We start from the raw sequence: 13,712 nt of genomic DNA on the forward strand, positions 1-13,712 counted from the left end.
TGCTTACGCTTGCGCGGGCGTGGCCTTCGCGCGGAACAGTTGTTTCAGGCCCGAGAACAGCGGTGCTTTCACGGTGCCCGGCGCGCGGCCGAAGCTCTCGGTGATGCGGTCGAGAATGATCGCGAGCAACACGACAGACAGACCGCTTTCGAAGCCGAGGCCGATGTCGAGGCGCTGGATACTTGCGAGCACGTCGTTGCCGAGGCCGCCCGCGCCGACCATCGACGCGATGATCACCATCGACAGCGCCATCATGATCGTCTGGTTCACGCCCTGCATGATCGACGGCAGCGCGTTCGGGAACTGAACCTTGTACAGCAGCTGCCACGGCGTGCAACCGAATGCCTGGCCGGCTTCGACGATCTCGCGGTTCACGTGACGGATGCCGAGGCTCGTCAGGCGCACGGCCGGCGGCATCGCGAAAATCACCGTCGACAGGATCCCCGGCACACGGCCGAGACCGAACAGCATCGCGGCCGGAATCAGGTACACGAACGCCGGCATCGTCTGCATCAGGTCGAGGATCGGACGCACGATCGCGGCGACCCACTTGCTCTTCGCCGCCCAGATGCCGAGCGGAATGCCGAGCACGAGGCTGATGATCGTCGACGACAGCGTGAGGCCCAGCGTGATGACCGTCTGGTCCCAGAAGCCCGTCGCGAAGATCAGCAGCAGCGACCCGGTGGTGAACAGTGCGAAGCGCCAGCCCACGCGCCACAGACCGACACCGATGAAGATCGCCATCATCAGCCACATCGGGATCGCCTGCAGGCTGTGCTCGACGAATGCGGCGAGGCCCTCGATCGCGCGGCCGATCGTATCGAACGTCGCCGCGTCATGGTCGAGCAGGTAGTGAACGGACTGGTCGACCCAGCTACCGAGCGGAATCATTTCAGACATGGGAGCCTCGCGAACGCGTGATGGCCTTCAGGATAAGTGCGCGGTCGACCGAGCCGCAGTAGCAGCCGTCGTCGTCGACGACGGGCAGCGCATTCGGGCTCGCGACGACGCGCGCGACGACATGTTCGAGCGACGCATCGCGCCGGATGCTTTCGATCGGCCGCACGGACGGCGTGTCCTGACCGATCGCGTCGCGCGTGACGAAGCCGCGGATCTTGCGGGCGGCGTCGAGCACGAACGCGTATTCGGCACTGCCGTTCAGCGTCGCCGCGACGTTCGCGGCATCGCACTTCGACATGGTCGGCACGGCGCCCGTCTGCATCAGGTCGCCCGCCGTCAGGTAGCGGCTCGTGTCGATGCCGTCGAAGAACGCGCGCACGTAGTCGTCCGCCGGATTCGCGATGATGTCCTGCGGCGTGCCGACCTGCACGAGGCGGCCGCCTTCCATGATCGCGATGCGGTTGCCGATGCGCAGCGCCTCTTCCAGATCGTGCGACACGAACATGATCGTGCGGCGCTGTTCCTTCTGCAGTTGCAGCAGCACGTCCTGCATTTCGCGGCGCTTGAGCGGATCGAGTGCGGAGAACGCCTCGTCCATGATCATCAGCGACGGGTTCACGGCCAGCGCGCGGGCCAGGCCGACGCGCTGCTGCATGCCGCCCGACAGCTCGGACGGCAGCTTGTGCGAGAACGGTGCGAGGCCGACCTGCTCGAGCACCTCCATCGCACGGCGTTCGCGTTCCTTCTTGCCGACGCCTGCGACCTCGAGGCCGAACGCGGCATTCGACACCACGCTGCGATGCGGCATCAGCGCGAACGACTGAAACACCATGCTCATGTCCTTGCGGCGCAGCGCGGTCAGCGCGGAGCGGCGTGCCGACGCGACGTCGAGCCCGTCGATCAGCACCTTGCCGGCGCTCGGATCGACCAGCCGGTTCACGAGGCGGATCAGCGTGGATTTGCCGGAGCCGGACAGGCCCATCAGCACGAATATTTCGCCTTCCTGCACGTCGAACGATACGTTGTGCACACCGACGACCTGACCGGTACGCTTGAGCACATCGTCTTTCGTCGCGCCGGCAGCGAGCATGTCGAGCGCCTGCTGCGGGTTGCTTCCAAATACCTTGCACAGACCTTCGACCACGACCTTGGGGGCATCCATCGAAACCTTCTCCTCGTGTAGCGGGGACTCACGCGTGTCATAGCGTGCCTACATAGTTGCCAGAAAAAACCCCGACCTGCCGACGAATTACGACAAACGCTTGCGCAAATACGACACACCCGGCAGCCCCGCCACGCGGGGCACAGCGCCCGGCGGCACTCGATTGCGGCAGCGCAATACGCGCACAGCCAATAACGGCGGGCATCCCGGGCGCGGCTTGTGCGCAGCAGCGCGACGCGCGAACGGCGCCGTTTTGCGCCAACCCGCGGAAGCAGCGCGTCGCTTTGCGACAATTCCACGTCCGATCGGACGGCGTCGCCCGTCCTCTTCGTGCGAAAAGAATGATCGTACGAAAACCCGCATCGCGAACGTGCGACAGGCACGTTTCGCCGCCCGCCCGCAACCCAGAAAATCCCCCATGGCCATTGTGATACATTGCCGGCAATCGCACTGATCGCGACGTCGCCGCGCGCCTTGGGCGTGGCGCCGCGCCGACGGCGTGCGCATGCCGGTTCGCCTGCCGGCCATACTGAAACAGCCTCGATCGGGCCGTGCACCGATCGAAGGACGATAACGAAATGAGAGAGGGAGCAAGGCGATGAATTGGGCTTTTGCCGCAATCGGTTTCATCGTGGGCGGTATCGCCGCATTGTTCGGGGATTTCTCCGCCGCCAGCGGCACGCTGCTCGGCGCGGCGGCGGGGTTCTGCCTCGGTCACGCGCTCCAGCAACGCAAGCGCAAGAGCGGCGACGCGCTATCCGACGCGTTCGCGATTTACGCCAATCCCGCGACACCGCAGCCCGCTCCCGTGCCGCTCGCCGACCGCGTCGCGCGCCTCGAAGCGACGGTCGACGCGCTCACGCGCGAGCTTGACGTATTGCGTGGTCAGCTCGCGGGCGCGAAGGCCGGTGCCGCCACGGCCGGCAGCGCCGCGCAAATGCCACCGGCGACGCCCGCCTCGGTCACGCCTGCATCCGCCTCGATGCCGCCGCGGCCGTCCGTGCAGCCGGCCGTCGCGCGCGCCGACGCGCCGCCGTCGACGTCCATCCCGGCCCCCGCACCGGCCGTCGCCACGCGGACGAGCGAAGCGACCGCCGCTGCCGGCGCGCCCGCGAATCCGCCCGCGACGACTTCACCATCCACCCCGCCCGCCCCGCCGACACCCCGCGAACCTGGCATCGCCGAACGCGCGTTCCGCGCCGCACGCGACTGGTTGCTCGGCGGCAATACGGTCGTGCGCGTCGGCATCATCGTGCTGTTCTTCGGCGTCGCGTTCCTGCTCAAGTACGCGGCCGACAACAACATGCTGCCGATCGAATTCCGCCTCGCCGGCACGGCACTCGCCGCGGCCGCGCTGCTCGCGATCGGCTGGCGCGTGCGTGCGCGCCGCGCGGCATACGGCCTCGTGCTGCAGGGAGGCGGCATCGGCATCCTGTACCTGACGATCTTCGCCGCGACCAAGCTCTACGCGCTGCTGCCGGTCGGCGCCGCGTTCCCGCTGATGGTCGCGGTGTGCGCGCTGAGCGCGTTCCTCGCGGTGAAGCAGAACGCGCTGCCGCTTGCATTCATGGGCAGCGCGGGCGGCTTCCTCGCGCCGGTGCTGCTGTCGACCGGCCACGGCAGCCATGTCGCGCTGTTCAGCTACTACGCATTGCTGAATGCGGGCATCTTCGCGATCGCATGGTTCAAGGCGTGGCGTCCGCTGAACCTGCTCGGCTTCGTGTTCACGTACACGATCGGCTCCGCGTGGGGCGTGACGGCATACCGCCCCGCGCTGTTCGCGACCACCGAGCCTTTCCTGATCCTGTTCTTCCTGATGTACGTCGGCATCGCGCTGCTGTACGCGGTGAAACGCGAGCTGGCGCTGCGCCACTACGTGGACGGCACGCTCGTGTTCGGCACCCCGATCGTCGCCACGGCGTTGCAGGCATCGCTCGTGAAGGGCATGCCGTTCGGGCTCGCGTGGAGCGCGGTCGCGCTGTCGGCGTTCTACGTCGCGGTCGCCGCATGGCTCGCGCGGCGCCGCGATCGTCTCGCGCTGCTGTTCGAGGCGATGCTCGCGCTGGCGGTGATCTTCGCGACGCTCGCGGTACCGCTCGCATTTTCGGGCCCGACGACGAGTGCCGCGTGGGCGATCGAAGGCGCGGCGATCGTGTGGGTCGGCGTGCGCGAGAAACGCCTTGCGCCGTTCGGCTTCGGCCTGCTGATGCAGATCGCCGCGGCCGGCGCATTCTTCACGAGCCTGCTCGGGCCGACCGACACGAACGCGCTTCCGGTGCTCAACAGCCCGTACATCGCAATGCTGCTGATCGCGCTCGCAGGGCTGTTCACGGGCTGGTGGCTGCACGGGCGCGACGAGGCGCGTGCGTGGCACGCATGGATGCCGGACGTCGGCGCGGCGGCCGCGGCCTGGGGGCTGCTGTGGTGGCTGAGCAGCGGGTTGCACGAGATCCTCGTCTATGCGAGCCGCCACGTCGATCTGCATGCGGACCGCTTCGTCGTCGACGCGACCGCGCTGTTCGCAGCCGGCACCGCATGGCTTGCACATATCGCGCGCCGCAAGCTCGCCTGGCCGATCGCCGAATGGCCCGCACTCGCGCTGACGCCCGTGCTCGCGCTGCTCGCACTGCGCGCGTTCGATGCGCATGAGGCGCCACTGTCGGGCATGGGCGCGTTCGCGTGGCCGATCGCCGTCGTCGCTTGCTATGCGCTGCTGCTGCGTCAGTCGCGCGGCACGGTGGCGGCTAGTTCGGCCACAGGTGCGACGGGCGCGACGGGCACGTCGGCCGTGGCGGTCACCCCCACGCCGGTGATCGCGCCGCTGCACACGCTGATGTTCTGGACGTTGTGCGGGCTGTTCTCGCTCGAAGGCTTCTGGCGCCTGCGCGCGTTCGTGCCCGAAGGCGCGTGGAGCTGGAGCGCGTGGGCCTACGGCTTCGGCGCGCTGCTTCTGCTGGTTTCGGGCCCCGGCTCCCGCCTGCGCTGGCCCGTCGCCGCGTTCCCGCGTGCGTATCAGGTGTGGGGCGCCGCGCCGCTCGCCGCGCTGCTGTGGCTGTGGAGCATCGCCAGCGTGACGAGCGACGGCGATGCGTCGCCGCTGTTCTGGCTGCCGCTGCTCAATCCGCTCGACGTCGCGCAACTGCTGATCTTCGTCGCGTTCGCCACCTGGCTGCGCCGCCTGAAGACGCTCGGTGTCGGCTGGCATCCACTCGCGGCCGACCTGGCGGCGCTCGCGACCGTGTTCCTGTGGTTCAACGCGCTGCTGCTGCGCACGCTGCATCACCGTTTCCACCTTGCCTACGACATCGACGCCGTGCTGTCGTCGTTCGGCATCCAGCAGGTGTTCATGGTCGGCTGGAGCCTGTTCGCGTTCGCCGGCATGTGGCTGACGCGCCGCGACGGCATCGCGCGCGTATGCGCGCTCGCGTCCTTGCCGCTGATCGTCGTGATGTGGGTCTGGACCTTCTACGCGAACTTCACGCAGGACGGCGGCAGCTGGGCGCGCGTCCCGCTGCTCAATCCGCTCGACCTCGTGCTCGTGGTGGTCTATGCGCTCGCGGCGTCGTGGTTCGTGCGCGCGCGCAAGCTCGGCTGGTCGTTCGGCAACTACCGCGTCGAGCTGCTCGGCGCGGCCGGCGCGACGGCCTTCCTGTGGCTGAACGCGATCCTGCTGCGCACGCTCCATCACTGGACCGGCGTGCCGTACGCATTCGATGCGATGGCGGAATCGACGCTCGTGCAGGCGTCGGTTTCCGTGTACTGGACGCTCTGCGCGCTCGCGACGATGATCTGGGCCACGCGCCGCGGGTTGCGTCCGCTGTGGTTCGTCGGCGCCGCGCTGCTCGCGCTCACGGTGATCAAGCTGTTCCTGTTCGACTTGTCGCACGTCACCGGCATCGAACGCATCGTGTCGTTCATCGGCATCGGCATCCTGCTGCTGTTGATCGGCTATTTCTCGCCGCTGCCGCCGAAGGCCGCGGCCCAACGGGACGATCGCCAGCCATGAAACGACTCGCAGCCCTGCTCGGCCTGAGCCTGCTGACGTCGTTCGCGGCGGCCGACGGCACGCCCGGCGCCGAACGCGTTGCCCAGCGCTTCTCGCTCGATCTCGACGGCAGCGCCGCGTATTACCAGCTCACCGTGCCGCAGGCCGTCTATGCGGCCAGCCGGCGCGACGATCTTGGCGACGTGCGCATCTTCAACGGCACCGGCGAGCCCGTGCCTTACTCGCTCGATGCGCCGACGGCGGCGGCCGTGCCGCCGTCGCGCACGCCGGTGCACTGGTTCCCGTTGCCGCCGGCGCGCGCCGACGACGGGCCTGCGCCGCTCGGCGTGTCGGTTGCGCCGGACGGCTCGCTGCGCGCGGCCGTCACCGCGCCGGCCCGCGCGAAGCATGCGGCCGATCTCGTCGACTTGTCGCACGCGGACGGCGAGGTCGACGCACTGCTCGTGCACGTGAGCGACGACAGCTACCAGGGGCGTGTCGCGGTCGCGGCGAGCGACGATCTGCGCAGTTGGCGCTCGCTCGGCAGCACGCAACTGCTGAAGGTGGGGCGCGGCGGCGACATGTTGATGCAGGAACGCATCGCGCTCGAAGGCACGGGGCCGCGCTACCTGCGGCTCGACTGGCTCGACGGCGCACCCACGATCGGGTCGATCGAGATCGAAACGCAACCGCACGATGCACGCACGGCGGACAGCGCGGCCGTGCCGCGCCAATGGCGCGAAGCCGTGCACGTGCGCGCCGGCAGCGCGCCCGGCGAGTATCTGTTCGACACCGACGGCGCCTATCCGGTCGACCGCGTGCGCATCGACCTTCCACAACCTAATACGGTTGCGCGCGCAACGATACAGAGTCGCCCCGGCGCGCAGACGCCGTGGCGCGACGTTGCCGACGCGGTGCTGTTCCGGCTGCAAGGCAAGGGTGGCGAACAGCGCAACCCGCCGTTGGCGTTCGCGTCGAATCCGGATCGCGCATGGCGAATCGTCGTCGACATGCGCAACGGCGGTCTCGGCGGTGGCCAGCCTGCCGTCGCGGTCGGCTGGCATCCGGCCGCCCTGACCTTCGTCGCGCGCGGCACGCCGCCGTTCACGCTCGGCGTCGGCAATGCGTCGCTGTCGTCGTCGGCCGTGGGCCGCGATGCGCTGCTCGTCGGGATGGCGCCGGAAGTGCGGCCCGCGCGCGTCGGCGCGGCACTGCCGGTTTCGGCGGCCCCGCCGGAGCCGGCCGCCGATAAGGATGCGATCCGCCGTTACGTGCTGTGGGTGGCGTTGGTCGTTGCGGTCGGCGTGCTCGGCACGATCGCATGGCGCCTCGCGCGCGGCGGCGGCGACACGCACACACGCGACGATTGAGGCAGGCCACGCCGGCACGACGAATCAGGCCGCAGCCGCGCGCCGCGAGGCGTCGCAAGAAACATGTCGTGAAAATCACGCGAGATCGAAGCGGAACGATGGCGCGACGGCGTGCATGCTCATGGGTTCGACGCCTTCGCATCACTGACCGGATTCACCGATCGTTGCGCCCGCAAGCAGTTCGTGACGCACGCATCGGCGTCGACGCAAGCCGGCACGCGCGAAACCTTGCCCGCGATGCACGAAGCCGGCGCGAGCGCGGCCAGCTCCTCGTTGACACGCCCCGTGACGCGCTCCAGACTCGCTGATCCTCCACAGCACCGCGAGCGCCCATGGTCACCTGCTTCCTTCGCTACGTCATCGATCCGTACAAACTCGAACAGTTCGAAACCTACGGCAAGATGTGGATTCCGCTCGTCGAGCAATTCGGCGGCACGCACCACGGCTACTTCCTGCCTTCCGAAGGCGCCAGCAATATCGCGCTCGCGATGTTCTCGTTCCCGAGCCTCGCCGAATACGAGCGCTACCGCGAACGCTCGAAAACCGATCCCGCCTGCCAGGCCGCGTTCCGGTATGCGGAGGAAACGCGCTGCATCGTCAGCTACGAGCGCAGCTTTTTCCGGCCGGTGTTCGCGTAACGCCGCATCACGCCCGCGCGTCGCCCCGCTTTCCGGCGCCGGACGAAAAAAAGCCCCGCCTGCATCCGCGTGGCGGGGCCAACCCATGTCAGTAGAGACATCATGGAGGAGACGGGCCCATCTTATCGAGCGCGGCACGCCGTCCCAACCAAGCATTTCTGCTATCGATCTGCGTCGCCGCGCGCACGCTCGACCCGTGTGCATGGCATATCGATAGAACGAAAAGTCGTTTTCAGAGTGGCGGCGGGGTCGTTACCATCTGGTTTTAAGCCTGTGCTTAGCCGGGCAAGCCATCCCCAAGGAGCGCCCCTTGACTGCATTCGATCAACACCGCCGCCCGTTCGTGGTCGGCATCGGCGGGACCACCCGAGCCGCGTCGTCGACCGAACGCGCGCTGTCGTTCGCGCTGCGCGGCGCGCAGGCCGCCGGCGCACGCACGCGACTGTTCGACGGCCCGTTCCTGCATACGCTGCCGCACTACGCCCCCGAACACAAGACGCTGACCGAGGCGCAGCGAGAGCTGATCGACACCGTGCGCGAAGCCGACGCGATCATCATCGCGACGCCCGGCTATCACGGCGGCGTGTCCGGCCTCGTGAAGAACGCGCTCGATACGCTCGAGGAACTGCGCGCCGACGAGCGCCCGTACCTCGACGGCCGCGCGGTCGGCCTGATCGTCACGGCCTACGGCTGGCAGGCCGCCGGCACCGTGCTGACGTCGCTGCGGTCGATCGTCCACGCGCTGCGCGGCTGGCCGACCCCGTTCGGCGCCACCGTGAACACGCTCGAAACGCGCTTCGACAGCGCCGACAGCTGCTCGGATCCGAAGGTCGTCGCACAGCTCGAGACCGTTGGCTCGCAGGCAGCCGAATTCGCGCTCGCGTTCGCGTCGCATCGCGCGGCCACGCATGCCGCATCGGTCGACGCGCTCGCGCCCGTGCTGAAGATCGCCAACCACTAACCCCAGCCTCCCCGCCGCCCGCGCCCGGCCGACGACGTTCGCCGCGCGCGGGCGCGCGTGTCCGACGGTGCGGTGCGCATCGCGCCATCGCCGCCTGCTTCATGCCGTCTCCCCGCGCCGATAACGATCCTGCCCGCCACGTGATTTGCATTGGCCGAAAGATTGGTTCACGCGCGCCGCGGGTTTTCGTACGCTGAAAGCCCGAACCTTCCATGCGCACGCCATGAACCGCACGATCCGCTACAAGGGCTACGAAGTCGCCCCCGCTGCCGCCCGGCTGCCGAACGGGCTGTTCGCCGCGAACCTGACGATCGAGAAGGCAAGCGGCGGTCCGTCGCCGCGCGCCGTGTCGTTCGACGCGATCGACTTCTTCTTCGAAGAGGAGCACGCGCTCGCGTATGCGTCCCGCTGGGGACGCCTCTGGATCGACACGCAGGCCTGAGCGCAGCGCACGGCAGCGCGGGCCGGCTCGAAAATACGCGATTACGAAAGCTATGCAAGAATCTTTCGACTCGTAATCGCATAACAACAGCCATGTCCGACACGCTGCAGGAAGACCACGCAGCGGCAGATCACGCCATGCGCAACTGGACCTTCGAGCTTCAGGGTCCGGTCAGGATCGGTTCCGATGCGCACAGGCAGATGTTCTGCCGCATGCTGCTCGATACACACAACCCGTACAAACCGGCCGTCATCGACTGGCCGCCGCTCAAGCCCGACGAACTCAAGCGGCTCACGTCGCTGCCGATCTGGGACATCGCCGTGCAGACCGAAGGCCGCGCGTCGATCCGCGTCGCCACCTTCGCGGCGACCGTCGGCGATCCGCTGTTGCGCCGGGCGCTCGAGATGGACGGCGCCGAGGAGGCCCGGCACAAGGTCGTGCTGTCGAAGCTGGTGCGGGCATACGGCATCGCGCTCGCCCCCGAGCCGCCCTATCCGGCGCCGAACGACCCCGAGTGGTCGTGGATGGTGACCGGCTTCAGCGAGTGCATCGACAGCTTCTTCGCGTTCGGCCTGTTCCGCTCCGCGCAGCGCTCCGGCTATTTCCCGCCCGAACTCGTCGACACCTTCGAACCCGTGATCCAGGAGGAAGGCCGGCACATCCTGTTCTTCGTGAACTGGTATGCGTGGTACTGGCGGAGTTTGCCGTGGTGGCGCCGGCCGTGGTTCTTCGCACGGGTCGCGGCCGTGTGGGCGTTCCTGATCCGGGAACGCATCGGTATCGCGCGCGGGATCGACGCGGACGGCGTCGCGCACGACGCGAACTTTCCGGCGACGAGCACCGCCGACATCGGCGATGCACTCAACCCGCGCGAACTGATCGAACTGTGCCTCAGCGAGAACGACCGCCGGATGGCCGGGTACGACAAACGGCTGCTGCGCCCGATGTTCGTGCCGCGCATGGCGCGCCTCGCGCTGCGATTCCTGAAGAAATAAGGCCGCGGCCGCAGGTGGCGGGCGGCGTCTTGTCCGGGACGATATACTGCGTCGCCCGGACCGGGCGGCGCAACCTCGACGTGCGGCCACGACCGTGATCCGCACGGCGACATCCCCTTTCGGACGAAAACGGGCAACCCGCCAGCTCGTGTCTCTCGATTCGCGCGCGGCGTCATGTCAGCCAGCGCGCACCCATCCACGCGAAAGCGCTCGTCCGACGCGCTTGCGCGTCGTCTTTCCTCCCGCCGCATGCCCATCCTGGCCAGCAGGGTCGAGTGACCGTGGCTCAAATCTGACGTTTCCTGCTCGCTGCTCCCGGCGTCCGCAACTTGGGCGCCTCCGACCGTCGTCGTGGACGATCCGGCTCGTCGTCCAATTCGCCTCCGAACCCATCACATGAAATTCGTCAATAGAGCAGATTCCAAACAGGAATCCCAATAGTCGGGTCAATGCGCCTGTAGCACTTTTTTACAACTTTGTGACGCTGGCCACCGGGGAAGGCCCGCCCCACGGGCCAGCACGGCCGGCGAAATGCGCAAACCAGCATAGCCGAACAACCCTTTCTTCATGCTTTTTTATTTTTAAGAAAACCCGGCAAATGCAATTGAAAATCCGCTTTAAATCTCAAATTAACAAATTAACAAGGTCGTTCGATCGATCCGAGCTAGCGTCCCACCAAACATTACAATGCAGAAAGGCTAACGTTTGCCGCAAACGTTTGCCTTTTCATTTGTCTTACTTTTCGTGACATCCAATGTGCGGTGCGGCACACAACAAACACGCATTGCGTTGATTTTTATAGATTTTTTTAGCATCCGCCGCACCCAGCGGCGCCCTTCACTCGACATTTCACTTATTTTCAAATCTCTTACAGTCGAATGCATCAAAACGCGATGCATTAACCATCTTTTAACTTTACGAACGCTCCATTTATCACTGTTTGTCAATCTCAAAATAGCACCTCAAATAAACTCCGCCCATCAATTTTGAGATTCGCGCGAACGCACGGCAGATTCATCTAACGAAAGAGACCGGTGTGTGGCGTGCTTATTTGGAGGTAGTAGGACATGAACCGCACATACCGCTCGATCTGGAACGAAGCCCTCGGCGCCTGGGTCGCTGCATCCGAACATGATTCGGCACGGGGCAAGCCGAACAAATCCGCTGTCGTGGTCGCGGCCGCCGCCGTGCTCGCACTGGGCCTCCCCGCGCTCGCGGAGGCCAACACGCTCAACACGCAGCAGACCTGTTTCACGGGAAGCAGCGGCGCGGTCGGCCGCGTGAACCCGGGCGGCACGTCGAATCAGGCAGGGGACGGTTCGGGCACCTATTCGGTCGTCGCAGGCTGTAACTCCAACGGCAACCTTTTCACCGGCGTCACGGTATACGGCTCGTTTGCGCAAGCGACTGGCAACGGCGCCGTCGCGACCGGCATGCAATCCTCCGCAGCCCTGTGGGGTGTGGCGACAGGTCTCGAAACGACCGCCAGCGGCACCGGCTCCACCGCGCTCGGCTTCGGCTCGACCGCAAACGCGCTGAACTCGGTCGCAATCGGCGGCGCGGGCGGCAACGGCACGACGCCGCTGTCGCAGGCAAACTCGACCATCGCATCCGGTGCGGGTTCGATCGCGATCGGCAGCAACGCAACCAAGGGCGCGCAATCGGCCGCATCGGACGGCATCGCGATCGGCGGACAATCGTCCGTCGGATCGACCGCCACGTCGGGTATCGCCGTCGGTCGTGGCTCGACTGTCAATGGCGCCTTCGGTACCGCGATCGGTGATGGCGCCGTCTCCAGCGCCACCAACGCCCAGGCTTTCGGCACCAACGCCAACGCCAGCGTGGCGGGTTCGGTCGCACTCGGTTCCAATGCCGTCACGAACGGCACCGCGAGCACGGCGACCGGCGGCACGGGTTCCGTCAGCAGCACGACGATCGGCAGCCAGACGTTCGGCACCTACGCCGGCGCGAGTTCCGCCGCCGGCGTGGTCAGCGTCGGCGCGGCCGGGGCCGAGCGGCGCATTCAGAACGTCGCCGCGGGCCTGGTCAGCGCGACCAGCACGGACGCGATCAACGGCAGCCAGCTTTATGCGGTCGCCAGTACGACGACGTCGAGCATTGCCAGCCTGTCCACGTCGACTTCGACGGGGATCAGCTCGCTGTCGACCGGGCTGAGCTCGACCAATAGTTCGGTGGCTTCGCTGTCGACTTCGACGTCGACGGGTCTGTCGTCGGCGAATAGCTCGATCTCGTCGCTCTCGACCTCGACCTCGACGGGTATCAATTCGCTGTCCACGGGCCTCAGCTCGACCAACAGCTCGGTGGCTTCGCTGTCCACCTCGACCTCGACCGGCATCAACTCGTTGTCGACCGGCCTGAGCTCGACCAACAGCTCGGTGACCTCGCTGTCGACCTCCACGTCGACGGGTCTGTCGTCGGCGAATAGCTCGATCAGCTCGCTGTCCACGTCGACCTCGACGGGCATCAACTCGCTGTCCACGGGTCTCAGCTCGACCAATAGTTCGGTGGCTTCGCTGTCCACCTCGACCTCGACCGGCATCAATTCGCTGTCCACCGGCCTCAGCTCGACCAATAGCTCGGTCGCCTCGCTCTCGACTTCCACGTCGACCGGTCTGTCGTCGGCGAACAGCTCGATCAGCTCGCTGTCCACGTCGACCTCGACGGGCATCAACTCGCTGTCGACGGGGCTCAGCTCGACCAACAGCTCGGTCGCCTCGCTCTCGACTTCCACGTCGACCGGTCTCTCGTCGGCGAATAGCTCGATCAGCTCGCTGTCCACCTCGACTTCGACCGGTATCAACTCGCTGTCGACCGGCCTCAGCTCGACCAATAGCTCGGTCGCTTCGCTGTCGACTTCCACGTCGACGGGTCTGTCGTCGGCGAACAGCTCGATTTCGTCGCTCTCGACGTCGACCTCGACCGGCATCAGCTCGCTGTCCACCTCGACCTCGACGGGCATCAACTCGCTGTCGACCGGCCTCAGCTCGACCAACAGCTCGGTGGCTTCGCTGTCGACGTCCACGTCGACCGGTCTGTCGTCGGCGAACAGCTCGATCAGCTCGCTGTCCACTTCGACCTCGACGGGTATCAACTCGTTGTCGACCGGCCTCAGCTCGACCAACAGCTCGGTCGCTTCGCTGTCGACCTCCACGTCGACGGGTATCAGCTCGCTGTCCACCGGCCTCAGCACGGTCACGACCAAGACCGACAATCTCGGCAACAGCACCGCCGCAGCAGC

At 66.7% G+C, this 13,712-nt stretch carries 8 protein-coding genes and 1 pseudogene; 7 read left to right on the forward strand and 2 right to left on the reverse strand.

From position 1 onward, the window contains the following. Positions 1-3 precede the first annotated feature (3 nt). Positions 4-900 carry a choline ABC transporter permease subunit gene (choW, locus tag WS45_RS26120; protein WP_059702429.1) on the reverse strand — a complete coding sequence of 299 codons (897 nt, stop codon included), beginning with the start codon at positions 898-900 and terminating at the stop codon, positions 4-6. Beyond that, positions 893-2,302: pseudogene (locus WS45_RS26125) on the reverse strand (quaternary amine ABC transporter ATP-binding protein); the annotation flags it as partial. The pseudogene WS45_RS26125 and the gene choW, both read right to left, overlap by 8 nt. A 358-nt stretch (positions 2,303-2,660) precedes the next feature. Between WS45_RS26125 and WS45_RS26130 the strand changes: the two are divergent. The 7 genes from WS45_RS26130 to WS45_RS34090 form a co-directional block, all read left to right on the forward strand. After that, complete coding sequence (locus tag WS45_RS26130) at positions 2,661-6,068, forward strand: DUF2339 domain-containing protein (protein WP_059702431.1); 3,408 nt, start codon at positions 2,661-2,663, stop codon at positions 6,066-6,068. After that, positions 6,065-7,417, forward strand: coding sequence for a DUF3999 domain-containing protein (locus WS45_RS26135; RefSeq protein ID WP_059702433.1), 1,353 nt, complete (start codon positions 6,065-6,067; stop codon positions 7,415-7,417). Before WS45_RS26130 ends, WS45_RS26135 begins: the two co-directional genes overlap by 4 nt. A 332-nt stretch (positions 7,418-7,749) precedes the next feature. Next, a complete protein-coding gene (locus tag WS45_RS26140) occupies positions 7,750-8,055 on the forward strand; it encodes an NIPSNAP family protein (RefSeq protein WP_059598866.1) in 306 nt (101 codons plus the stop codon). A 310-nt stretch (positions 8,056-8,365) separates the two neighbouring features. After that, a complete protein-coding gene (locus WS45_RS26145; RefSeq protein WP_059702435.1) occupies positions 8,366-9,016 on the forward strand; it encodes an NADPH-dependent FMN reductase in 651 nt (216 codons plus the stop codon). 223 nt (positions 9,017-9,239) lie between these two features. Further along, complete coding sequence (locus WS45_RS26150; RefSeq protein WP_059534037.1) at positions 9,240-9,458, forward strand: hypothetical protein; 219 nt, start codon at positions 9,240-9,242, stop codon at positions 9,456-9,458. A 92-nt stretch (positions 9,459-9,550) separates the two neighbouring features. Continuing rightward, a complete protein-coding gene (locus WS45_RS26155; protein WP_059702437.1) occupies positions 9,551-10,453 on the forward strand; it encodes a hypothetical protein in 903 nt (300 codons plus the stop codon). Between the two features lie 1,067 nt (positions 10,454-11,520). Continuing rightward, the coding region (locus tag WS45_RS34090; protein ID WP_257140627.1) for an ESPR-type extended signal peptide-containing protein at positions 11,521-13,712 on the forward strand (2,192 nt) is incomplete at its 3' end.

This window comes from Burkholderia sp. RF2-non_BP3, assembly GCF_001522185.1.
GTDB classification, from domain to species: domain Bacteria; phylum Pseudomonadota; class Gammaproteobacteria; order Burkholderiales; family Burkholderiaceae; genus Burkholderia; species Burkholderia diffusa.

Coding starts and splice junctions, on each gene's coding strand:
- WS45_RS26155 (WP_059702437.1), top strand. CDS start 9,551: ATGTCCGACACGCTGCAGGAAGACCACGCAGCGGCAGATCACGCCATG.
- WS45_RS26135 (WP_059702433.1), top strand. CDS start 6,065: ATGAAACGACTCGCAGCCCTGCTCGGCCTGAGCCTGCTGACGTCGTTC.
- WS45_RS26150 (WP_059534037.1), top strand. CDS start 9,240: ATGAACCGCACGATCCGCTACAAGGGCTACGAAGTCGCCCCCGCTGCC.
- WS45_RS26140 (WP_059598866.1), top strand. CDS start 7,750: ATGGTCACCTGCTTCCTTCGCTACGTCATCGATCCGTACAAACTCGAA.
- choW (WP_059702429.1), bottom strand. CDS start 900: ATGTCTGAAATGATTCCGCTCGGTAGCTGGGTCGACCAGTCCGTTCAC.
- WS45_RS26130 (WP_059702431.1), top strand. CDS start 2,661: ATGAATTGGGCTTTTGCCGCAATCGGTTTCATCGTGGGCGGTATCGCC.